Source organism: Curtobacterium sp. PhB172 (assembly GCF_003752545.1).
Classification (GTDB): Bacteria; Actinomycetota; Actinomycetes; order Actinomycetales; family Microbacteriaceae; genus Curtobacterium.
In genome coordinates this window covers 523,124-545,848 of record NZ_RKIF01000007.1, presented here as the reverse complement: position 1 = coordinate 545,848, position 22,725 = coordinate 523,124, and the positions used below count along the sequence as shown (strand labels likewise).

Sequence of the window (22,725 nt, the reverse complement as noted above, 5' to 3'; positions counted from 1 at the left end):
TCTTCCTCCACAGCTCTTCCTCCACAGCCAGGAGGCCCGTGGCTGCGATCCACAGATCGGCTTCGGCTCGACCTGCGGTGACCACTCGATCGCGACGATCGGGACATGACAGAACCCACTGCTCCGACATCCGTCCCGGACCCGCTCCGGTCGCGGGCTGCCCGTCGTTTCGCGACGGTGTGCACCGCGCTGACCGCCCTCGCCGTCCTCGCGGCTCCGGCGATGCTGCCCACCGGCTCGAGTGCGGCGGCACTCGACTTCCCCTACGACAACCAGTTCGCCAGCGCAGCCGGTGGGACCCTGAGCGGCGACGCTGCGATCGTCAACGACCGTCTCCGCCTGACCGACGACGTCCGGAACCAGGCCGGGGCGTGGTCGACGAACGACACGTTCCCGTCGGGCACCGGGCTCGAGATCTCGTTCGACTACGCGATGCACACCGACGAGGACGACCCCGGCGCGGACGGCCTGCTGCTCTTCCTCGCGGACGGCGCCGCCGCGCAGGGCGTCGGGGCGTTCGGCGCCGGCCTCGGGTACGCCTGCCGGAGCACGCGGACCGAGGGTGGCGGACGGGCGTGCGACCTGCCCGGGGTCCCTGGTGGGTTCGCCGCGATCGCGATCGACCACTACGGCAACTTCTCGTCGCAGATCAACGGCTCGGGCCCGGGAGCGCAGGCCGACCACGTCGTGGTCCGCGGGTCCGGCAACGGGAACGACGGCTACCGCTACGTCGCGGGGGCTCCGGCACCCGGCGGCACCGTGACGACCGGCTCGACGCCGCGCACGGTCCGCGTCACGCTGCTGCCGGGCGAGGACGGCGAGCTCACGCTGACGGTGCGCTTGCAGGTCGGTCAGGCGATGCGCACCGTGCTCGACGGGGTCCCGCTGCACGGCGACGGACAGGCACCGATGCCGAGCACGCTGCGGCTCGGGTTCGCGGGAGCCACCGGTAGCCACGTGAACACCCACGAGGTCGATGCCCTCCGGGTCCGGAAGCCGGCGGACCTGTCGGTGGCGCACGACCTGCCCGCGACCTCCGTCGCCGGCAGCCCCGTCCGGTACACCGTGACCGCACGGAACCCCGGGCCGAACGACGCCGATCCGAGCCCGTTGCGGGTGGACGTCCCCGACGGCATCGAGGACGTCACCTGGAGCTGCGCGCCGGCAGCGGGTTCGGGCTGCGCCGTCGCGGCAGGAGCGGGCGACGTCGAGACGGACCTCGCCCTGCCCCGTGGCGGGTCCGCCGTCGTCACCGTCGAGGGACGGATCGCCGACGGGGCTGAGGGGCCACTCGAGAGCGTCGCGACCATCGCCCCGCCGTCGTCGATGTCCGACACGAACGAGGCCGACAACACCTCGCGGGCGAGCACCACGGTCGTGACCGCCGTGTCCGCGGCGCACGTCGAGACGGACAAGTCCGTCTCGCCCACGACCGCCGAGCCCGGCGACGAGGTCGTGTACACCGTGACCGCCCGGAACCGCGGGCCCTCGGTCGCCCAGCAGATCGGTGCGGTAGACGACCTGCCCGAGGCGATGCGGTTCGTCGGGTCCGACGACGGCTGCACGGCCGAGGGGCAGCGGGTGACCTGCCGCTCCGACGTCGCGCTCGCCGTGGGGGAGACCCACGACTTCCGGCTCCGGGCCGTGCTCGACCCGGACTACCAGGGGGACGGGTCCGACGTGGTGAACGTGGCCACGGCGACCTCCCCGACGGACCCGGACGGCGGTGACCCGTCGACCGAGGTCGCGATCGTCGTGGAGCAGGGCGACGAGGGGCCCGCGCCGAGCCCGTCCCCCTCCTCGGTGCCCGGACCCGACGACGACGAAGCGGCGGTGCCGGACGCTCCCCGCGGTGACGACGGCGACCAGGCCCCCCGCGCCCCCGGTGCCGACGTGCAGCCGCAGCCCGCGGGTGGCGCCCTCGCCTACACCGGCGTCGAGGACCTCGGGCTGGTCGCCGCGCTCGCCGCGGTGGTCGTCGCGGCCGGTTCGACCTGCTGGTGGCTCGCTCGTCGGCGTGGACGGCGGTCGGTGGTGACGGACGACCAGCCACGGTCCTGATCCAGCGGTGGGGTGGCGTCGTCCGGGCGACGCCACCCCGGCCGGCATTCGAGCATCCTCAGTGCTGCGGAACCCCCGGCGGTCGGTCGGCTGCCACCGCGGCGGTAGGATCGATCTCACGATCCGCATGCCTGAAAGAGGTCCCGTGTCCGACACCGTGGACGACGCCACCACCGTGAACGAGGCGACCCAACGCGCGCGGTACTGGCCGATCCCGATCCTCCGGGCCGTGCCCGCCGCGGTCGTCGCGCTCGTCATCACCTTCTCGACGAACCACGCCGCCGGCTACGGCCTGCTGCTGTTCGCGGGCTTCGCGCTGGTCGAGGGGCTCGTGCTCCTGTGGGCCGGCGTCGCGCGGCTCCCGCTCGACGGTCGGTCCCGCCGCACCACGCTGCTGCAGGCGGTCATCACCCTGCTCGCCGCCGTCGCCGGGTTCGCCGGCAACGGCCTCGGCCTGCCGGCGTTCATCTCGGTCATCGTCGCCTTCGCGGTCCTCACCGGGGCCCTCGAGCTGGCCCAGGGTCTGCGGGCTCGTCGTCGTTCCCCCTTCGCGCGGGACTGGACCACGATCGGCGCGCTCACCCTCCTGCTCGCGATCGCGTTCCTCATCACCCCGCCGGACTACTCGCAGCAGCTCGGTGGTGTGGAGCAGGTCACCGGCACGCTCGACGCCTCGATCGTCCTGGTCGGCCTGCTCGGCGCCTACCTCGCCATCACGGCGGTCTTCCACGTGATCGCCGGCCTCTCGCACAAGTGGGGCACGGCCACGCCGTCCGTCGCCCCGGACGGAGCACCACACGCATGACCACCCCCAGCCGTCGTGACCGTCTGCGCCCGGTCGAGCTCCTCGGGATCTCCGCGATCATCGCGGTGTTCACCGGACTCGTCGTGCTGTTCTCGACGCGGGAACTGCAGCTGGCCGTGATCTTCCTCGGCGTCGCGTTCATCGTCGTCGTCGTGGTGCTGGCGATGCTCCAGCTCGCGTCGACGAGCGACCAGGACGACAACGACATGCTCGGCGGGCACAAGACGCCCGGCGACGGCGAGGGCGACGACTTCCACTGATCCACGGCGGTCGCCGCCGATCGCACCGCGGTCGGACACGCCCGAGATCACGTTTCCGCCACGGTCCTGTCAGGATCGCGGGTCCTGCCGACACCTCTGGGTGAAGGAGGTGGGATGTGGACGTGACGACCGACACGGACGAGGCGCTCGTCCGTGCGATCGCGCAGGGGGACACCGATGCGCTCGCACGGGTGTTCGACCGCTACGCCGCCACGCTCACCCGGTACGCCTGGGCACTCGTCGACGACCGGTCGGACGTCGAGGAGATCGTGCAGGACACGTTCCTGACCCTGTGGCAGCGAGCGGTGGCGCTGGAGCTCCCGGCGGACACCGTGCTGCCGTGGCTGCTCGTCGTCTGCCGGAACCACGCCTTCAACACCGGCCGGAAGCAGGCCCGCCGCCGTGCGGACGAGCTCCCCGAGCACCTCTCGTCGCCGGCCGAGCACGACGAGGCCCGTGAGACCCTGCGCTGGGTCCGGGCCGAGATCGCCGCGCTCCCCGACGTCGACCGCCGCATCTGCGAGCTCTGCCTGCTCGAGGGGCACTCCTACGCCGAGGCCGCCGAGCTGCTGGGCCTCAGCGTCGGGGCGGTCACCCAGCGCGTCTCGCGCAATCGACGCCGACTCAAGAAGGTGGTGATGCACGATGAACACTGAGCCTCCCGAGGGAGACGACCTGCAGCGCATGCTCGTCTCGATGAAGCAGCACGTCCTCGAACGTGCCACCCCGCGCCCGAAGCGCCGTCGTGGTCGCTCGGGCGTCGTGGTCGGCGTCGTCGCGCTGCTCGCCGTCGGTACCGCTACCGGAGCCGTCGCGCTGACGCTCTCGCAGCAGGACACCCCGGTCGCCGCGCCCACCCAGACGCAGGCGCCCGAGCCCTCGCCGACGGCCACCACCCCGAGTTCCGCACCGATCACCGGCACGCCCCGCCCCACCGCGACGTCGACGCCCCTGAACACCACCGCCACGATCCCGACGGACTGCCGCGCGGTCGTGCCGGCGTCGGAGTACTCCCGGTTCTTCGGGGACATCACCGCGACCGAGCAGGACGTCGACGGCTCGAGTGACGGTGGCGACGGCACCGCCGCCACCGGACTCAGCTGTGAATGGCGGGCGCCGGGTGCGGACGGTGGGGTGCTGTACGTCACGGTCTCCACCACGACCGCAGAGCAGGCCCGGAACCAGGTCGACACGTTCGGTGACGAGGCCGGCGGCACCTGCACCGAGCGTCCGGACGGCACACTGTGCCAGCTCCGAGCGACCCTCGACGGCGGCGTCGCCAAGGCGTACACCCTGTACGTCCGCGGCGACAGCTCCGTCGTCGTCGACCAGATCGGCTTCCCGACCGACAACCTGCTGGGTGCGGTCGTCGGGGAGGTGTGGGGGGACTGACGGCCAGGAGGCTCGTGGCGGACCCGCCCCGTGCCTCCTGTCCGTCGGTGGGGTCCACCCACCGGCGCCGCGTCAGACGACGCGCGCGGCCACGATGTCGCGCGCCAGCGTCCGGACCGCACGGTTCGGCTCCGGACTCGTGCGGATCGCCAGGCCGATGCGGAGCGGTTCGACCGCGTCCTCGAGCTCGAGGACCGCGCCGTCGTGCCGCACTCCGGAATCCGGCACGACCCCGACCCCCAGCCCCGCCGAAGCGAACCGGATCACCGCGGGCATGTCGTTCATCTCGGCGACGATCCGCCGCCGGATCCCGAGCCGCTCGAGTGCGCCGTCCAGGATGATCCGGTTGCCGAACCCGTGCGCGGTGTCGACGAAGGGTTCGTCCGCGAGGTCGGCGAGCGACACCGAGCGGCGCCCGGCCAACGGGTGGTCCGACGCCGTGAAGACGCGGAACGGCATCTCGCGCAGCGGTTCGACCACGACTCCGGCCGGCACCGTCGGCAGCCCCGTGTACGCGAGGTCGAGCCGCCCGGCGACGAGGTCCTGCACGAGCCCGGTCGTGCCGGACGGCGAGGTCATGAGCTCCACGGTGACGAACGGGTGCCGCCGCCGGAACCGCTGCAGCACGCCGGTCAGGTCGACGATGTCCATGCTCGTGAAGATGCCGAGCCGCACCCGTCCGCGCAGGTCGGCGTCGTCCACGGTCGCCAGGTCGCGCATCCGGTCGAGCGACTCCAGCACGGCGCGGGCGTGCGGGAGCAGGTCCTCCCCGGCGGTCGTGAGCACGAGGTGCCGTCCGGTGCGGTCGAACAGCCGCACGCCGAAGGTCCGCTCGAGCGAGGCGATCCCGGCCGACACTGTCGACTGCGCCGCCCATAGCCGTTCGGCCGCGCGGGTCACGCTGCCCTCGGCGGCGACGGTCACGAACTGTTCGAGCAGGCGAGTCTCCATCGCCCCATCATCGATCCGATCGATGGACGGCATCAAGAGCATCCGTTGGACTCGATGCTCGGGGCGCGCGATCATCAGAGCATGTCAACCGTGACCGACACCCCGACGGGCGCTCTCCCCGCCACAGCATCCGCTCCCGCGAGCGAGCGTGTCCCGGCCCCCCGTGGCCGTCGTGCGCACACCCGTCGGCGTCACGGCTTCGGCTTCTGGGCCGTCGCCTTCGCGTTCCTGTCGGTGATGGCCTTCGCGACGGTCCCCGCACCGCTGTACGTCATCTACCAGGCACGGGACGGCTTCCCCACCTTCACCACCACGATCATCTTCGCCGCGTACGGCGTCGGGGTCGTCGGGTCCCTGTACCTGGCCGGGCACCTCAGCGACGTGCACGGGCGGAAGCCGCTCATCCTCGTGTCGATCGCGCTCGAGCTCGTCGCCGCCGTGCTGTTCCTGGTCTGGAACGACGTCACCGGCCTCATCGTCGCGCGACTCGTGACCGGCCTCGGCGTCGGCACGCTCACCGCCACGGCGACCGCCCACCTCGGTGAGCTGCGGGTCCGTGCGACCGGTTCGTCCGACTCGGCGAAGGGCGCGAGCGTCGCCGCCGGTGCCGTGAACCTCGGCGGGCTGTCGCTCGGTGCCCTCGTCGGGGGTGCGCTCGCCGAGTTCGTCGGAGCGCCGCTCATGGTGCCGTACGTCGTGTTCGTCGCCGCGCTGACCGTGGCCTTCGTGCTCGTCCTCGTCGTGCCGGAGACCGTCGCCCGCCCTGAGACCCGCGTGCCCTACCGCCCGCAGCGCATGCAGGCGCCGGAGGGCAAGGCCGCCGCGTTCTGGGCAGCCGGTGCCGCAGCGTTCGCGGCCCTCGCGGTCCAGGGGCTCTTCACCTCGGTCGCCCCGACGTTCCTCGGCACCACCTTCCACGTCACCGACCGACTGGCGGCCGGCGCGACGACCTTCGGGGTGTTCGCCGCGAGTGCCGTCTCGCAGATCGTGTTCGCCCGACTCACGCAGCGCACGCAGATCCGACTCGGCATGGTGCTCCTGGTCGGCGGCCTGGCGGTGCTGGCCGTCGCCGCGGTCCTGCTGCAGGTCGCCGGCTTCATCGGCGGTGGCGTCGTGGCGGGCGCCGGGGTCGGGCTGCTCTTCCGGGCCAGCATCGCGAGCGCCGGAGCCCTGGTCGGTCCCGAGCGTCGGGGCGGGGTGCTCGCGGCCACGTTCCTCATCGCGTACGCCGGGCTGACGGTGCCGGTCGTGGCCGTCGGGGCGGCGCTCCTGGTGATCCCGACCCTGCCCGTCCTGATCGGGTACGTGGTGCTCGTCGCCGTCCTGGCCGTCATCGCCGGCACCCGACTGGCCGCGCGCGCCTGACGCGGGGCGGGCCTCCCGTCCGCCCGTCGCATCCCGGAACCAGGTTCCGGACACCGCACCACGCGATCGCGCGGTGTCGTGTCCGGAACCTGGTTCCGTCGTGAGGGTCGCACTCCCGGCATACTGGGCGCGTGCCCCAGAACCGCAACCGTCCCGTGATCACGGGGATCGCGGCCGTGGTGGCCGCCGGTCTCCTCGCCGGCGGGTTGTTCCTGACGGCCCGGCAGGGCGCGGACGACCCGACCATCGGCGCCGGATCGAGCTCCGGGACGCCGAGCGACACGGCAACCGCCTCCGGCGACGGCACCGTCACGATCACCCGCACCGGGCCGGACCTGCCCGGCGACGCCACCCTGGCGCAGTGCGACTCCACGACCCAGGCGGCCGTCGCCCAGTACGACACCGCGGCGCTCGGGCGGGTCACCCTGCAGTGCGGCACGTCGGCGCAGGGCTACGAGCACATCCGGCAGCGGCACACCGCCGACTGGCAGGAGGTCGTCGCGGGCCGCGGCTCCCGCGACTGGGACGATGCGATGCTCACGGCCGTGCAGACGGCGCTGGTGTCACCGCGAGCAGGGTTCCCGGTCGACGCCGGCGACGGCAAGGTCTGCTATGCGGCACCGGTGCGGTTCGACGACGGGTCGCGCCCGGATGCGGACCCGTTCGTGAAGGTCATCGTCTCCGCCACCACCGACCGCGTCATCACGGCGTACCCGACGCGCACCGACGACTGCTGACGCGGGCGGGGGTGGGTGAGTGCGTTCGTGCGTGCGCCGACCCCGAACGACACTCTCGATGTCGTACGACGTCGAGGATGTCGTCTCGGGGCACCGGCAACAGTGCGCGCGTGCAACGAACGACGAAGCCGATGTCGTACGACGTCGACGAAGTCGTTCCGCGTCGACAGGTGCGGCGGGTGCGACGACCCAGCCACCCACACGGCACCCCTACGCGTGCACCTCGTGCTCGTGCCGCCGGTGCGACGCGGGCTCCAGCTGGAAGGTCGAGTGCTCCACGGGAACGTCGAAGTGCTCCGCCACGCACTGCTGCAGCTCGTCGAGGATCCGCGGAGCGTGCGCCGTCGAGAAGCACTCGTCGTCCACCACCACGTGCGCGGTCAGGTTCGGGACCCCCGTCGCCACCAGGGTCGCGTGCAGGTCGTGCACCGCGATGACGTGCTCGAGCTCGAGGATGTGTCCCCGCACGTCGTCGAGGTCGAGCCCCGGAGGCGTCGACTCGAGCAGGACGTTCGCGGTCTCACGCAGCAGCCGGATCGCCCGCGGCAGGATGAGCAGACCGATCAGGATCGCGGCGACCGAGTCGGCACGCTCCCACCCGGTCAGCATGAGCACGATCGCGGCGGCGATGACGGCGACCGAGCCGAGGGTGTCGTTGAGGACCTCGAGCCGGGCGGCGCGCGAGGTGAACCCCTCGCCCGAGGCCCGCAGCAGCACGCCGTAGGCCACCAGGTTGCCGACGAGTCCGATGATGCCGAACACGAGCAGTGGCCCGGAGTGGATCTCGGCGGGCACGAACAGCCGTTGGATCGCGGAGATGATCACGAAGACGCCGACCGCGAGCAGGATCGCCGCCTGCGCGGTGGCACCGAGCACCTCGGCACGTTGGAAGCCCCACGTGCGCTGCGTCGTCGGGCTACGGCGGGCGAGCCGGGTCGCGACGAGTCCGATGCCGAGCCCACCGGTGTCGACGACCATGTGCCCGGCGTCGACCAGCAGCGCGAGGGAGCCCGTGACCACGGCGCCGACGACCTCGGCCAGCAGGATCGTCGCCGAGATGCAGAACGCGATGAGCAGCGCGCGCTCGGACGCGTGCCCGTGCGAGTGCCCTGCTCCGTGGTCGTGACCCATGTGCCACATCGTAGGGATCGGCACCGACGACATGCCAGGATCAGGACGTGACCCGGTCGCCCTACGAGCTGTCCACACCGCCCGACGTGCTGGCCCGGTTGCATCCGCGACTGTCGGCGTACTTCGGCGCGATCCCACCCGGCCACGTCGGCCGCGGTGAAGGGGTGTTCGACGTCGTCGGCACACCGCGCCGGTGGCTCTGGCCGCTGCTCGCCTGGTTCGCCCGGGATTCCGTCATGTTCCCGGTCTGGGAGCGGGACGTCCCGTTCACGGTCGAGAACCGGCCGGCTCGCGTCCGCCGTGGGCGTGCCGGACAGGAGGCCCGCCCCGGGGTCCGCGCGCACCGCACCTTCCGGTTCCGCTCCGGCAGCCGCACGATGGTGGACGCCATCACCGCCGAACCGGACGGCCTGGTCGACCACCTCGGTCGCCACGGGCGCGTCAGCGCCCGGCTCCGGGCGGAGGTCGACGCGCACGGGCCGGATGCGGGCGCCCTGCGCCTGGTCTCCACGCGCGTGACGTTCCGTGCGTTGGGATGCGAGGTGCGCCTCCCCGCTCTCATCGCTCCACGTGTGACGCTGATGGAACGATTCGATGACGAAGCGGACCTGCAGCGCGTGTCCCTGCTGCTCACGGCGCCGGTGCTCGGCACGCTGTACCGGTACGAGGGGGCGTTCCGGTACGAGATCGCGCCGGACACAGGACGGGGATGAGATGAGCGACCAGAAGGGCCGCGTCGTGATCGCGGGAGCGAGCGGGTTCGTGGGGCAGTACCTGCGCGATGCCTTCACCGAGGAGGGCTACCAGGTCGTCACGGTCGGCCGGACGGGCGACGCGGTGTGGGGCAACACCCTGCGCATCCGCGAGCTCGTCGACGGTGCAGCCCTCGTCGTGAACATGGCGGGCAAGAGCGTCAACTGCCGGTACGGCCGGCGCAACCGCGCCGAGATCATGCGCTCCCGGGTGGACACCACGCTCGAGCTCGCCGAGGCGATCCGCACCGCCGAGCAGCCCCCACCGCTGTGGCTCAACGCCTCGACCGCGACTATCTACCGGCACGCCGACGACCGCCCCCAGGACGAACTGACCGGCGAGCTCGGCGAGGGCTTCTCGGTCTCGGTGGCGCGCGCGTGGGAGGACGCCTTCTTCGGCGCGGACCTGCCCTCGACCCGTCGGGTGGCGCTCCGGATGGCGATCGTGTTCGGCGACGGCAGCGCACTCGTGCCGCTCATCCGGCTGGCGCAGACGGGCCTCGGCGGGCCGCAGTACGACGGGGCCTGGGTGCCGACGCGTTCCCGGCTGCGGGCGGGGACGTACCACCACCACCGGCCGACCCGGGGTCGCCAGCGGTTCAGCTGGGTGCACATCGCCGACGTGCTCGGCACGATCCGGTTCGTCCGCGACCACCCGGAGATCGAGGGGCCGGTGAACGTGTCGAGCCCGAACCCGTCCGACAACCGGACCGTGATGGCGACGATCCGTGACGCCGTGGGCCGCCGGTTCGGACTGCCGACGCCGCGGTGGATGCTCGAGGTCGGGTCCTTCGCGATCCGCACCGAGACCGAACTGGTGCTCAAGAGCCGGTGGGTGGTGCCGACGCGGTTGACCCAGGCGGGTTACGAGTTCCGGTACCCGCACCTGCGCGGTGCGCTCGCCGGGATCATCGCGGAGCGTCGTCAGCACCGGGGCTGAGCACCGGCACCGGGATCCCGTCGACCGGGGTCGGCACCGGGGCCCCGGAAGGCGACGAGTGCGACGGACCCGACGCGCGCGCCGGTCGCGACGCGCGTGCCGGTCGCGACGACCACAGCACCGCCCCGACCACGACGGTGCCGGCGAGCACCTCGACCAGGTCGGGAACCTCGCCGAAGGCCGCCCACGACGCGAGCACACCGACGACCGGCACGAGCATCGAGAACGGGGCGACCGTGCTCGACGGGTAGGTCGCCATCAGTCGCGACCAGATCCCGTAGCCGACCAGGGTCGCGACGAGCACGATGTAGAGCAGGCCGAGGTCGGCCGGCAGGGCCTCGGCGGTGAACGCCGTGCCGAGTGCGGCACCGATGCGGTCCGGCCCCTCGACCACGAACGACAGCACGGCCATCGGGATCGGTGGCACGACCGACCACCAGAGCGTCAGGTGCAGCGGGTTCGCGGCGCCTGCGCGTCGGGTCGCGACGTTGCCGATCGCCCACCCGAGGGCACCGCACAGCGCCAGCACCACCGGCAGCAGGGCCGCCGTCTGCGACCGGTGCAGGGCGATCAGGCCGAGGGCGGCTACCGCGATCGTCACGCCGATGACCTGTCGTCCGGTGAGCCGTTCGCGCAGGAACACGCCGGCGAGCACCACGGTGAACGGCGCCGAGGCCTGCAGCACGAGCGAGGCGAGCCCGGACGGCATCCCCGACGCCATGCTCAGGTACAGGAACGAGAACTGCAGCACCCCGAGCCCGAACCCGACGAGCAGCAGCCGCCCGAACGGGATCTTCGGCCGCGGCACGAACAGCAGCGTCGGGACCGCCAGGATCGTGAACCGCAGGGCCGCGAGCAGGAACGGCGGGAAGTGCTCGAGGGCGAGCGCGGTCGCGGGGAAGTTCAGGCCCCAGACGACGGCGACGACCAGGGCGAGGAGGCGGTCACGGGTGGTCATGCTCCGATCGTGGTGGCTCGGAACGTGTAGGACCAGCGAATAGTTCACAACCGACGTTGTAGCCTCCCTGCATGGTCGACTTCGACGTGCACCTGCTCGCCGTCCTCCGCGAACTCGCCGAGCGCGGCAGCGTCACCGCCGCCGCCGAGGCCACGCACCGCACGCCCAGCGCGGTGTCGCAGCAACTGCAGACGCTGCAGCGGCAGGTGGGCGTCCCACTCGTCGAGCGCATCGGACGCGGCGTCCGGCTCACCGCCCACGGCGAGGTGCTGGCCGGCCTGTCCGCCGGCGTCGCCACGGCGATCGCCCGGGTCGACGCCGCGTGGCAGGAGCACCTGGGCGGCGCGACGGGCCGCGTCGACCTCGCGATCTTCCCGTCGGCGGCGGAACTGCTGCTGCCCGGGGTCCTCACCCGGATGCGCGCGCACCCCGGTATCGAGCTCGCCCTCGTCGACGTGGACGTCAGCGAGGGGGAGTTCGCACCCCTCGCCGCCGACCACGACATCGTCGTCGGACACCGGTCGGACGGGGTGCGGCCGGCGGACCAGGGATCGGTGGAGACGGTCCCGCTCCTGCGTGAACCGCTCGACGTGGCCCTGCCGCCGGGGCACCGGCTCGCCGGGCGCGAGCGCGTCGGGATCGACGAGGTCGTCGGCGAGACCTGGATCGGCGTGCCCGAGGGCTACCCGATCGACCGGGTCCTGCAGGCGATGGCGGCGGCGTCGGACGCTCCGCCGAGCGTCGCCTTCCGGACCATCCACCTGCCCGTCATCGAGAACCTGGTCGCCACGGGCCACGGCGTCGCGCTCGTGCCGCGCTACACCTCGGGCACGCGGGCGTCCGGCCGGTTCCACCTGGCCGAGCTGGCCGACGTGCGCGCGGGGCGCCGGATCGAGGCGCTGGTCCGCCCCGACCGTGCGGTCCGGCCCGTGGTGCGGACCGTCCTGGAGGCGCTGGTCGCCGAGGCCCTGGACGTCACCACCTGAGACGGTCGCGCCCACTGCCGGGCGCACGCCGTGCCTCCCGGCTGGGTGTGCACCACGGCAGACCTGCTTCGTGCGCGGAAACGCGCTCAGCGCACCTGGAACGGGGTACCGAGCGGCAGGAGCTCGGCCAGGGCGCTGATGTCGGCGTTGTGCATGCGGATGCAGCCGTGCGAGGCAGCGGTCCCGATGCTCGAGCTGTCGTCGGTGCCGTGCAGGCCGATCTGGCCCGGGCCGCCGCCGAACGAGTTCAGCACGTCCGAGAACGCCGTCGTGCCGTACGCGTACGGGCCGTAGCCGCTGTTCGTCGGGGCGAGCAGCTCGGTCAGGGCGAAGCGGCCGGTCGGCGACGGGGTGCCGCCGGTGCCGGTCGCGACGGGGTAGCTGTCGACGACCTTGCCGGCCTTGTACAGGTCGAGCGTGTTCTCCTCGCGGGTGACCACGATCGCGTACGGGTCCTCGGTGAGGGTGACCGCGCTCGTCGGGACCCAGCCGGTACTGCCGTTCGGGCGCTGTGCGAGCTGCACCTCCGCCCAGCCGTCCCGCTGGTCGACCACGCGGAACACGAGTGGTGCGCCGGACTGCTGCGGGTTCGACAGGGTGGTCGTGGCCCTACCACCGGGCGTACTGCTGACCGGCACGCTGTCACCGCGGACGGCGGCGACGGTGGTGCTCGCGGGCGCGTCGACCGCATCGGTGGGGCCCGCGGAGCGCGTCGGGCCCGGTGTCGCCGTGGGGGTCGGCGTCGCGCTCGCGGCGACGGACCGTGTCGGGGTCGGCGCGGGGGTCGCCGACAGGGGGCCGAGGGCGACGAACGCCACCGCCCCGGCGCAGACGACGGCCACGGCGGCGGCGATCAGTGTCGCGCGCCGCCGTGGCTCGGTCGGGAGGATCGGCAAGATCAGCCCGTGAAGGTCGCCGTTCCGGGCACCGGCACGGCGACCGGCGCCGTGGCGGCGTCAGCCGTCACGGTGAGCGTCGTCGCGGCCGTCTGCCCCGACGACAGGCCGACGAGACCGAGCACGTAGGTGCCGGCCGAGTCGACGAGGTCGGCGGGCAGGACGATGGTCCCGGAGACGTTGCCGTCAGCGTCTGCGCGGAACTGGACGCCGGGGATCGCGACGGCGTCGGCTGCGTCGCCGACGGCAGCGGTGACGACCTCGTTCGGGGCGAAGCCCGAGCCCTGCACGCGGACACCGGTGGTGGTGGCCTCGGTCAGCGTGGCGGAGGTGGTGAGCAGACGTGCTGCCGCAGTGGGCTGCGGCGTGAAGTACGTCGTGGTGTCGTCGATGCGCAGGGCCGAGATCGAACCGCTGGCGTCGGCGGCGAGGGCTTGGGCGTCGGACTCGAGCGGCGAGGCGAGGCTCTTCAGCTCAGCGCCGGGTGCCTCCTCGACCGGGATGGTCGGTGCCGTGGGCTCGTCGGTCGGAGCCGTGGTCGGTGCGACCGTGGGCTCGTCGGTCGGGGCGGGCGTCTCGGTCGGGGCCGGCGTCTCGGTGGGGACAGGCGTCTCGGTCGGCTCGTCGGTCGCGGGCGGTGCGGGGACCTCGGCGGTGATGTCGATGCCGACGTAGACGACGTAGCCGACGACCTCGGCGTCAGCCGCCTTCAGGTCTGCAGCGAGGTCTGCGGTCGACTCGGTGGTCCCGGTGCTGGGGTCGATCCACTTGGTCGAGGTACCGCTGAGACCGGCGTCGCCGTCGCCCGCGGCGAAGACGACGGTCTGCGCGCTGGTGTCACCGCCCTCCTGGATGGCGAGACCGAAGGTGGTCGCGCCGGTGGTCTCGGCGCCGGCACCGGCGACGAGCGCGCCGAGGTTGCTCGGGGCGACCGGGTTGTTGAGACCGCGGACCAGGCCGACGCCCTCGCCCTCGGAGACCGAGACGCCGTCCTCGTCGAGCGTGGCGAAGTCGGTGATCTTCCCGCCGGCGGTCGGGTCGGACAGTGCCGCCCAGTACCACTGGTCGGTCAGCGGGAACTCGCCCTCGGGCGCCGCCGTGAAGTCGGCGGCCGAGTCGGTCCAGGTGACGACGGCCGAAGCGGCCCGGTCGGACACGTCGGCGGTGGAGACGGTGGGGACGAGCGCAGCGGTGACGCCGAGCACGGTGGCGCCGACGGCGGCCGCGGTGATGCGGGAACGAAGCACGGTGTGGAGATCCATCCGGTCAGAGGACAGGGGTCGTCCTCTGTGACGCCCCCGTGCTGAGACGATGCTCAGCGGAACGAACCTACCGACTTCATGAGGATTCCGCACCCCTTTGGGGCACGATGTTCACATCGTGCAGGTGAACAGCGTCAGACGTCGAGGTGGTCGACCAGCTCGTCCGCCAGGCCCGTGTAGGTCGCCGGCGTCAGGTTCGTCAGCCGGGCCTTCGCGCCGTCCGAGATGTCCAGGCCGTTCACGAACACGATGAGGTCCTGCTGGGTCACGCGCTTGCCGCGGGTGAGGTCCTTGAGCATCGCGTAGGGGTCCTCGATGTTCGACTGCCCGGCGGTGACCTCGGCGCGGATGACCGTCTGGATCGCCTCGGCGAGGACCTCCCAGTTGTGGTCGAGGTCGTCGGCGAGCTTGGCCTCGTTCACCGAGATCTCGCCCAGGCCGCGGCGCAGGTTGTCGAGCGCGAGCAGCGAGTGCCCGAACGCGACGCCGATGTTCCGCTGCGTGGTGGAGTCGGTCAGGTCGCGCTGCAGACGGCTCGTCACCAGGGTCTCGGACAGGGTGGAGAACAGCGCCGACGAGATCTCGAGGTTCGCCTCGGCGTTCTCGAACTTGATCGGGTTGATCTTGTGCGGCATCGTCGACGACCCGGTGGCACCGGCGACCGGGATCTGCGTGAAGTACCCCATCGAGATGTAGGTCCACACGTCGGTCGCCAGGTTGTGCAGGATGCGGTTGGCGTGCCGGATCCGGTCGTACAGCTCGGCCTGCCAGTCGTGCGACTCGATCTGCGTGGTGAGCGGGTTCCAGGTGAGCCCCAGGCCCTCGACGAACTCGCGCGACAGCGTCGGCCAGTCGGCCTCGGGGTCGGCGGCGAGGTGGGCCGAGAAGGTGCCGGTGGCGCCGGAGAACTTGCCGAGGTACTCGCCGCCCTCGATCTGGGCCAGGACTCGCTCAAGCCGGTAGACGACGACCGCGAGCTCCTTGCCGAGCGTCGAGGGGGTGGCAGGCTGCCCGTGCGTGTGGGAGAGCATCGGGACGGCGCGCAGCTCGACGGCGAGCGTCCGCAGCTTCTCGAGCACGGCACGGTACGCCGGCAGCCAGACCTGGTCGACGGTGTCGCGCACGGTCAGGGCGTACGACAGGTTGTTGACGTCCTCGCTCGTGGCGGCGAAGTGGGTCAGCTCGGCGATCGCGTCCAGCCCGAGCTCCGAGAGCCGGCGGCGGACGAAGTACTCGACGGCCTTGACGTCGTGGCGGGTCGTCGCCTCGATCTCGGCGAGTTCGGCGATCTGGTCGTGGCCGAAGGTCTCCACGATGCGCCGGAGTGCGGCCTTGTCGTCGACGCTGAGCGGCGAGGTGGTGAACATCGCGTGGTCGGTCAGGAACACCAGCCACTCGACCTCGACCACGATGCGCGCACGGTTGAGCCCGGCCTCGGAGAGGTGCTCGCCCACCGTGTGCACGATCGGGTAGTAACGCCCGTCGAGCGGGCTGATCGGCTGCGGGGGAAGGGGGGTCATGGGGCTCCCTGACGGACTGCCGGCTCGAGCTGGTGGAAGAGCGCCCGGCAGGCCCGTTCGACGGTCGAGAGCACTCGGTCGAACTCGTGCCGGTCCGCGTAGTACGGGTCCGGCACGTCGGTCTGCTGGGGCCAGGCGTCGTCGTACCGCAGCAGGAGCGTCACCTTGGCGGAGTCGTCCATGGTCGGTGCCCACGATCGCAGGACGCGTTCGTGGGAGCGGTCGAGTGCGACCACCAGATCGAGGTCCGGGAACCGGTCCGGGTCGAACTGACGGGCGCGATGCCTGCTGCCATCGTATCCGCGTGCCGCGAGGGCTGCGATCGTGCGCTCGTCGGCCGGTTCGCCGACGTGCCAGTCACCGGTGCCGGCCGACTCGACGTGGAAGCGGTCGGCGAGCCCGGCGTCCGCCGCGATCTGCGCGAAGACGACGCCGGCCATCGGGGACCGGCAGATGTTGCCACTGCAGACGAACGAGACGCGGAACGGGGCGTCGACGTCCGGGGCCATGGTCACATCATGACGCAGGGAGGTGTCCTCCGCGAGGTCCGTCCGCGTCACGCCCGCTGGCGGTTCAGCACCGGGCGGACGAACAGCCCGATCAGCCAGGCGAAGACGGCGAGCACGAAGGCCCCGACGATGCCCCAGCCGAACGACTCGACCTCGAGCCCGAAGCCGAACGCGTCCGAGATGCCCGCGACGATGAGCAGCAGGACCGCGTTCACGATGAAGGAGATCAGCCCGAGGGTCAGGATGTAGATCGGGAACGCCACGATCCGGATCAGCGTGCCGATCACGGCGTTGACGAGCCCGAACACGAAGGCCACGAGCAGGTAGGTGAGCACGGTGGCCGTGGTCCGGCCGTCGCCGAACGCGGTGACGGAGACGCCGCTGACGATGAGCGTGGTGAGCCAGAGGGCCACGGCGTTGACGACGAGGCGGACGAGGAATCGCATGCACCCATGATGCCCTCCGACACCCGCGCAGTCACCAACACCGCCCGCACGGCCGCGGGTAGCCTGATCTCGTGACTGACGAGCGTGTGCACATCCGGCCGGAGATCGCCGTCCTCCCCGCCTACAAGCAGGGACGCCAGGCCGCCGACGACGCCTTCAAGCTGTCGAGCAACGAGAACCCGTTCCCCCCGCTCCCCGGGGTGGTCCAGGCCGTGCAGGCGCAGACCGCGTTCAACCGCTACCCGGACGCCACCGCCCTGGCCGTCCGCGCCGCGCTCGCGAACCGCTTCGGGCTGACCGCCGACGAGGTGCACGTCGCCCCCGGCAGCGTCGCGATCCTGCACGAGCTCGCCCGTGCGACCTCCGGTCCGGGCGACGAGATCGTCTACGCCTGGCGGTCGTTCGAGGCCTACCCCGGTGTCGTCACCGTCGCGGGTGCCACGAGCGTGCAGGTGCCGAACCGACCGGACGGCGGCCACGACCTCGACGCGATGGCCGCCGCCGTCACCGACCGCACCCGCATGGTGATCGTGTGCACGCCCAACAACCCGACCGGCCCGATCGTGACCGAGTCCGAGTTCGCGTCCTTCATGACCGCGGTGCCGCAGTCCGTGCTGGTCGTGCTCGACGAGGCATACGCCGAGTTCGCCACCGACGAGGCCGCCGTGCACGGGCACCCGTTGCTGGCCCGCTACCCGAACCTGGTCGTCCTCCGGACGTTCTCGAAGGCGTATGGTCTCGCCGGTCTCCGGGTCGGCTACGCCCTCGGCCCGGTGTACGTGCTCGAGGCGGTCCGTGCGTGCGCGATCCCCCTCTCCGTCACGGCCCAGGGGCAGGCGGCCGCACTGGCCAGCCTGGAACGCGAGGGCGAACTGCTCGAGCGGGTCTCCGAGATCGCCGCGCTGCGCGACCGCATCGTCACCGAGCTCCGCGAGCAGGGCTGGGCCGTGCCGGACGCCCAGGGCAACTTCGTCTGGCTGCCGACGGGGGACCGCACGGTCGCTGCGGCCGCCGCCTTCGAGGAGGCCGGCATCATCGTGCGGGCCTTCCCGCCGGAGGGCATCCGCATCTCGATCGGCGAACACGAGGCTGTGGAAACGCTCCTCGAAACGGCCCGCTCGCTTGTGGGGGACCTCCAGGTGGCCGACTGATGCCTGCCGCTACGCTGGCCCGCATGTCATTCCGCGCCGCGGCTCCCGCGACGACCACCGTCCGGCTCCTCGACCCCGAGGGTCGGTTCGTGGAGTCCGACGAGAACGCCGAGTTCGCCGCCGCCGCGCGGGCGATCCCCGACGAGACCCTGCTGGCGATGCACCGCCGCATGGTCCTCACCCGACGGTTCGACCACGCCGGCCACAACCTGCAGCGGACCGGCCAGCTCGGCCTCTGGGTCCCGAGTCACGGGCAGGAAGCGGCGCAGACCGGTTCCGCCTTCGCCCTGCGCGCCCAGGACCACGTCTTCCCCTCGTACCGCGAGCACGCCGTCACGATGCAGCGCGGTGTCGAGCCGATGGAGATCATCGCGATGTACCGCGGGCAGACCCACGGTGGATGGGACCCGGACCAGCGCGGCAACACGCACATCTCCACCCTGGTGATCGGTTCGCAGACCCTGCACGCCACGGGCTACGCGCTCGGCCAGAAGCTCGACGGCGACGTCGGCACGGGCGACCCCGACCGTGACGCGTGCTCCATCGTCTACTTCGGCGACGGCGCGACGAGCCAGGGCGACGTGAACGAGGCGTACGTGTTCTCGGCGTCGACCAAGGCCCCCGTCGTCTTCTTCCTGCAGAACAACCACTGGGCGATCTCGGTGCCGGTGTCGGTGCAGTCCCCGACGCCGCTCGTCGACCGTCCCCGCGGCTTCGGGATCCCGAGCGTCCTGATCGACGGCAACGACATCCTCGCCTCGTACACGGCCTCCGTCGTCGCCACCGACCACGCCCGCAGCGGTCAGGGTCCCGCGTTCATCGAAGCCGACACGTACCGCATCGGCGCGCACACCAGCTCGGACGACCCGAGCCGGTACCGCGCCGACGGCGAGCTCGAGGACTGGGTCCGCCGCGACCCGATCGTCCGCTCCGAGGCGTACCTGCGCTCGAAGGGCGCGACCGACGCGCAGTTCGCCGCGTTCGACGAAGAGGGCGAGGACATCGCCGCCGACGTCCGCCGCCGCACCGTGGCGCTGACCCCGCCGTCCGTCGACGTCATGTTCGACAACGTCTACCGCGAGCCGCACCCGCTGGTCGCCGAGCAGAAGGCCTGGCTCGAACAGTACGAGGCCGGCTTCGAAGGGGGCGCCCACGCATGAGCACCACCGAACAGCTCTTCGACTACACGCTGCGGTCCCACCCGGGCGCCGGCGAGGTCCCGAGCGACCCCACCCCGACCCTGCCGATGGCGAAGGCCCTCAACGCCGGGCTCGCCGCGGCGATGCAGGCAGACGACAAGGTCCTGCTGATGGGCGAGGACATCGGCCAGCTGGGCGGCGTCTTCCGCATCACCGAGGGCCTGCAGGACCGCTTCGGCCCCGAGCGCGTGCGGGACACCCCGCTCGCCGAGGCCGGCATCATCGGCACCGCGATCGGCCTCGCCCTGCGCGGCTACCGCCCGGTCGTCGAGATCCAGTTCGACGGCTTCGTGTGGCCCGGCTTCGACCAGATCACCTCGCAGCTCGCGAAGATGGCGAACCGCCTGCCGGCACACATGTCGCTGCCCGTCGTCATCCGCATCCCCTACGGCGGCCACATCGGTGCCGTGGAGCACCACCAGGAGTCGCCCGAGGCGTACTTCGCGCACACCCCCGGTCTGCGCGTGGTCAGCCCGAGCACCCCGAACGACGCCTACTGGATGATCCAGGAAGCCATTGCGTCGAAGGACCCGGTGATCTTCCTCGAGCCGAAGTCCCGCTACTGGCCCAAGGGCCAGGTGGACCTGGTCGACGGCCACGTCCCGATGCACACGACCCGCGTCGCCCGCACCGGCACCGAGGTCACGCTCGTCGGGCACGGCGCGATGGTCGCCACCCTGATGCAGGCGGCGGACATCGCCGAGGCCGAGGGCACGAGCTGCGAGGTCATCGACCTCCGCTCGATCTCCCCCATCGACTGGGAACCGATCCTCACCTCGGTCCGCAAGACCGGCCGCCTCGTCATCGCGCAAGAGGCCTCCGGCTTCGTCAGTGTCGGCAGCGAGATCGCCGCCACGGTTGCCGAGAAGGCGTTCTACACGATGCAGGCGCCGCCGCTGCGGGTGTCCGGGTTCGACATCCCGTTCCCGGTCTCGAAGCTGGAGCACCTGCACCTGCCGGACGCCGACCGCGTCCTCGAGGCCGTCGACCGCGCCCTCGCGTACTGATCCAGCTCGACTGACCCAACTCGTCCGAACGCCGAAGGAGCCGTAAGTGGCCGTCGCCGAATTCCCCCTGCCCGACGTGGGCGAAGGCCTCACCGAGGCCGAGATCGTGCAGTGGCGCGTCGCGATCGGGGACGAGATCACCGTCGACCAGGTCCTGGTCGAGATCGAGACCGCGAAGTCGCTCGTCGAGCTGCCGTCGCCGTTCGCCGGAACCGTCACCGGGCTGCTCGTGTCCGAGGGTGACACGGTCGAGGTCGGCAAGCCGATCATCCGTGTCGAGTCCGACGCGTCGGTCGCGTCCGGTGCGCCGGTCGCCGCTCCCGCTGCTCAGTCGGGAGGCCCGGCACCGGTCGCCGACAGCGTGCCGACCTCGCCCGTGGTCGCCCCCACCCCGCCGGCAGCGCCCGCCCCGGTAGCTCCGGTCGCGCAGACCCAGCCCGCCCCCGTGGCGGCCCCGGCACCCGCTGCTGCCTCTGCTCCCGTCGTCGCAGCCGCGCCCACGGCTGCCCCTGCGGCAACCGCACAGCCCGTCGCCGACGGCGCTTCCGTCGTCGGGACGGACGAGTCCTCCGGCGCCGTCCTCGTCGGCTACGGCTCGGCGACCTCATCGCCGTCGCGTCGCAAGCCGGGTGCCCGCCGGGCCGCAGCCCTGGCGGCCGAGGCGAGCCGTGCCTCCAGTGTGGATGCCGCAGCAGCGGCCGAAGCGGCCAGCGATCCCGGTGAGGACACCACCGCCGAGGCGATCGCCGGTCTGGCCTCCGCGCCCGCGCGCAAGCAGACCCTCGCGACCAACGTGCTCGCGAAGCCGCCGATCCGGAAGCTCGCGAAGGACCTCGGTGTCGAACTGACCGAGATCGTCGCGACCGGGTTCGCCGGCGAGGTCACCCGCGACGACGTCATCCGGCACGCGAAGCAGGCCAGCGTCTTCCGCAACATCGAGACGCCCGAGTGGGGCGAGGTGCGCAGCGAGACGATCCCGGTCAAGGGCGTCCGCAAGGCCATCGCGACCGCGATGACCACCTCGGCGTTCACCGCACCGCACGTGTCGCTGTTCGTCGACGTCGACGCGACCCACACGATGGAGTTCGTCAAGCGGCTCAAGGCCTCGCCGACGTTCGCCGGCGTCAAGGTGTCGCCGCTGCTCATCGTGGCCAAGGCCGTCATCTGGGCCGTGCGCCGCAACCGTTCGGTGAACTCGACCTGGACCGACCGCGAGATCATCGTCCACCACTTCGTGAACCTCGGCATCGCCGCGGCGACCCCGCGCGGGCTCATCGTGCCGAACATCAAGGACGCGCAGGACATGTCGCTGCTCGAACTGGCGCAGGCGCTCGAGGAACTCACCCTCACCGCCCGTGACGGCAAGACGACGCCGAAGCAGATGGCGAACGGCACGGTCTCGATCACGAACATCGGCGTGTTCGGCATGGACACCGGGACCCCGATCCTCAACCCGGGCGAGGTCGCCATCGTCGCCATGGGCACGATCAAGCCGAAGCCGTGGGTCGTCGACGGCGAGGTCCGCTCGCGCATGGTGACGACCATCGGCGCCTCGTTCGACCACCGCGTGGTGGACGGCGACGTGGCGTCGCGCTTCGTGCACGACGTGGCCTCGGTGCTCGAGGAGCCGGCGCTCCTGCTCGACTGAGTGCGTTCAGCGGACGGCGCGTCGGTCGTTCCGCTTCGTGAGCAGAAATGGTCGGGTGGCTTCGAGCCACTCGACCATTTCTGCTCACCATCTGCGGCCTTCCGCAAACGTCGCGTGGTGTTCACACGGATGTCGGTGGTGCGGGGCATGATCGGGGCATGGTCCACCAGCTCCTGACCCCCTCGCAGGAGATCCGAACGGATCGCCTCCTGCTCACCCCGCTCACGCCGGCCGACATCGACGACGTGCACGCGGTGTTCGCCGACGCCCGCACCTGGCAGCACCTGCCGAGCGGCCGCCACGTCGCTCGGAGCTCGAGCGTGGACCTGGTGCAGCGGAAGATCGGTGGGCGGGCCCGACACGGACTCGGTTCGTGGGCCGTCCGTACGGCTACTGACCACGCGTTCGTCGGGGTCGGCGGTGTCGACATGACCGCCGGTGGGGTGTGGAACCTCGGCTACCGGTTGGCTCCAGCGGCCTGGGGGCAGGGCTTCGCGTCCGAGATCGCCCTCGCTGCCGTGCGCGCTGCTGCCGAGACCGCGCCGGACGTCCCCGTGACGGGTCGCGTGCTCACGAACAACCCCGCGTCCGCCGCGGTGCTCCGCCGTTCGGGCCTGTCGCTCGTGTGGCAGGGGGCTCCCGGGGTACAGACGTCGTCCGCTGCCGGGGTCGAGGGGCAGGTCTGGACCGACCGGCTGCTCTCCGACGAACAGTTCGCCTGGCTCGTCGCCAACGCCTGAGCGACGGAT

At 71.9% G+C, this 22,725-nt stretch carries 23 protein-coding genes; 15 read left to right on the top strand and 8 right to left on the bottom strand.

Translation table 11 applies throughout. The annotated features are described in order from the left end of the window. The first annotated feature begins 105 nt into the window (after positions 1-105). The 5 genes from EDF42_RS09630 to EDF42_RS09610 all read left to right on the top strand — a co-directional run bounded on the left by EDF42_RS09630 (position 106) and on the right by EDF42_RS09610 (position 4,518). The gene (locus tag EDF42_RS09630) at positions 106-2,061 is read left to right on the top strand and encodes a lectin-like domain-containing protein (protein ID WP_148067709.1); all 1,956 of its coding nucleotides are present in this window, start codon (positions 106-108) and stop codon (positions 2,059-2,061) included. Positions 2,062-2,206: 145 nt separating this feature from the next. Further along, positions 2,207-2,866: a DUF308 domain-containing protein gene (locus tag EDF42_RS09625; protein WP_123339942.1), complete on the top strand. Its 660-nt coding sequence runs from the start codon at positions 2,207-2,209 to the stop codon at positions 2,864-2,866. Further along, complete coding sequence (locus tag EDF42_RS09620) at positions 2,863-3,126, top strand: hypothetical protein (protein WP_111086912.1); 264 nt, start codon at positions 2,863-2,865, stop codon at positions 3,124-3,126. The genes EDF42_RS09625 and EDF42_RS09620 overlap by 4 nt, the downstream gene beginning before the upstream one ends. 122 nt (positions 3,127-3,248) lie before the next feature. Then, positions 3,249-3,782, top strand: coding sequence for an RNA polymerase sigma factor (locus EDF42_RS09615; RefSeq protein WP_260235328.1), 534 nt, complete (start codon positions 3,249-3,251; stop codon positions 3,780-3,782). Further along, complete coding sequence (locus EDF42_RS09610) at positions 3,772-4,518, top strand: hypothetical protein (RefSeq protein ID WP_148067707.1); 747 nt, start codon at positions 3,772-3,774, stop codon at positions 4,516-4,518. The genes EDF42_RS09615 and EDF42_RS09610 overlap by 11 nt, the downstream gene beginning before the upstream one ends. A gap of 72 nt (positions 4,519-4,590) precedes the next feature. Here EDF42_RS09610 and EDF42_RS09605 read toward each other — a convergent pair whose 3' ends face one another. After that, positions 4,591-5,469 (bottom strand): LysR family transcriptional regulator, encoded by an 879-nt coding sequence (locus EDF42_RS09605; RefSeq protein ID WP_185040862.1) that lies wholly within the window; start codon positions 5,467-5,469, stop codon positions 4,591-4,593. Positions 5,470-5,550: 81 nt separating this feature from the next. Between EDF42_RS09605 and EDF42_RS09600 the strand changes: the two genes are divergently transcribed. Continuing rightward, complete coding sequence (locus tag EDF42_RS09600; protein WP_123672164.1) at positions 5,551-6,834, top strand: MFS transporter; 1,284 nt, start codon at positions 5,551-5,553, stop codon at positions 6,832-6,834. A gap of 131 nt (positions 6,835-6,965) precedes the next feature. Continuing rightward, a complete protein-coding gene (locus tag EDF42_RS09595; RefSeq protein WP_123672163.1) occupies positions 6,966-7,571 on the top strand; it encodes a hypothetical protein in 606 nt (201 codons plus the stop codon). 210 nt (positions 7,572-7,781) lie between these two features. Here the strand turns inward: EDF42_RS09595 and EDF42_RS09590 are convergent, their stop codons facing one another. Further along, positions 7,782-8,702: a cation diffusion facilitator family transporter gene (locus tag EDF42_RS09590; protein ID WP_123339948.1), complete on the bottom strand. Its 921-nt coding sequence runs from the start codon at positions 8,700-8,702 to the stop codon at positions 7,782-7,784. Between the two features lie 47 nt (positions 8,703-8,749). Between EDF42_RS09590 and EDF42_RS09585 the strand changes: the two genes are divergently transcribed. Beyond that, positions 8,750-9,415: a DUF4166 domain-containing protein gene (locus EDF42_RS09585; protein WP_123672162.1), complete on the top strand. Its 666-nt coding sequence runs from the start codon at positions 8,750-8,752 to the stop codon at positions 9,413-9,415. A gap of 1 nt (position 9,416) precedes the next feature. Further along, positions 9,417-10,394, top strand: a complete 978-nt coding sequence (locus EDF42_RS09580; protein WP_123339950.1) for an epimerase — start codon at positions 9,417-9,419, stop codon at positions 10,392-10,394. Here the strand turns inward: EDF42_RS09580 and EDF42_RS09575 are convergent. After that, positions 10,363-11,352: an EamA family transporter gene (locus tag EDF42_RS09575; protein ID WP_123672161.1), complete on the bottom strand. Its 990-nt coding sequence runs from the start codon at positions 11,350-11,352 to the stop codon at positions 10,363-10,365. The genes EDF42_RS09580 and EDF42_RS09575 overlap by 32 nt on opposite strands. Positions 11,353-11,423: 71 nt before the next feature. On the opposite strand from EDF42_RS09575, the gene EDF42_RS09570 reads away from it, so the two are divergent. Continuing rightward, a complete protein-coding gene (locus EDF42_RS09570; protein WP_123672160.1) occupies positions 11,424-12,338 on the top strand; it encodes a LysR family transcriptional regulator in 915 nt (304 codons plus the stop codon). An 86-nt stretch (positions 12,339-12,424) separates the two neighbouring features. On the opposite strand, the gene EDF42_RS09565 is transcribed toward EDF42_RS09570, so the two are convergent. The 5 genes from EDF42_RS09565 to EDF42_RS09545 all read right to left on the bottom strand — a co-directional run bounded on the left by EDF42_RS09565 (position 12,425) and on the right by EDF42_RS09545 (position 16,971). Next, positions 12,425-13,234 (bottom strand): L,D-transpeptidase family protein, encoded by an 810-nt coding sequence (locus EDF42_RS09565; protein ID WP_260235324.1) that lies wholly within the window; start codon positions 13,232-13,234, stop codon positions 12,425-12,427. 2 nt (positions 13,235-13,236) lie between these two features. Then, positions 13,237-14,496 carry a hypothetical protein gene (locus EDF42_RS09560; protein ID WP_123672159.1) on the bottom strand — a complete coding sequence of 420 codons (1,260 nt, stop codon included), beginning with the start codon at positions 14,494-14,496 and terminating at the stop codon, positions 13,237-13,239. A gap of 134 nt (positions 14,497-14,630) precedes the next feature. After that, positions 14,631-16,016, bottom strand: coding sequence for an adenylosuccinate lyase (purB, locus tag EDF42_RS09555; protein ID WP_123672158.1), 1,386 nt, complete (start codon positions 16,014-16,016; stop codon positions 14,631-14,633). Continuing rightward, a complete protein-coding gene (locus EDF42_RS09550; protein WP_111087056.1) occupies positions 16,013-16,525 on the bottom strand; it encodes a low molecular weight protein-tyrosine-phosphatase in 513 nt (170 codons plus the stop codon). Before EDF42_RS09550 ends, purB begins: the two co-directional genes overlap by 4 nt. 47 nt (positions 16,526-16,572) lie before the next feature. Then, on the bottom strand, positions 16,573-16,971 hold the full coding sequence (locus EDF42_RS09545) for a phage holin family protein (protein WP_123339955.1): 399 nt from the start codon (positions 16,969-16,971) through the stop codon (positions 16,573-16,575). Between the two features lie 71 nt (positions 16,972-17,042). On the opposite strand from EDF42_RS09545, the gene EDF42_RS09540 reads away from it, so the two are divergent. From EDF42_RS09540 to EDF42_RS09520, 5 genes are all read left to right on the top strand, one after another. Beyond that, entirely contained in the window at positions 17,043-18,122 is a 1,080-nt protein-coding gene (locus tag EDF42_RS09540; RefSeq protein ID WP_123672157.1) for a histidinol-phosphate transaminase, read from the top strand. 23 nt (positions 18,123-18,145) lie between these two features. After that, positions 18,146-19,282: a thiamine pyrophosphate-dependent dehydrogenase E1 component subunit alpha gene (locus EDF42_RS09535; protein ID WP_123672156.1), complete on the top strand. Its 1,137-nt coding sequence runs from the start codon at positions 18,146-18,148 to the stop codon at positions 19,280-19,282. A gap of 86 nt (positions 19,283-19,368) precedes the next feature. Continuing rightward, positions 19,369-20,328, top strand: a complete 960-nt coding sequence (locus EDF42_RS09530; protein ID WP_123672209.1) for an alpha-ketoacid dehydrogenase subunit beta — start codon at positions 19,369-19,371, stop codon at positions 20,326-20,328. A 46-nt stretch (positions 20,329-20,374) separates the two neighbouring features. Further along, on the top strand, positions 20,375-21,976 hold the full coding sequence (locus tag EDF42_RS09525) for a dihydrolipoamide acetyltransferase family protein (protein WP_123672155.1): 1,602 nt from the start codon (positions 20,375-20,377) through the stop codon (positions 21,974-21,976). A gap of 158 nt (positions 21,977-22,134) precedes the next feature. Then, positions 22,135-22,716 carry a GNAT family N-acetyltransferase gene (locus EDF42_RS09520; RefSeq protein ID WP_185002614.1) on the top strand — a complete coding sequence of 194 codons (582 nt, stop codon included), beginning with the start codon at positions 22,135-22,137 and terminating at the stop codon, positions 22,714-22,716. The last annotated feature ends 9 nt before the right edge of the window (positions 22,717-22,725 follow it).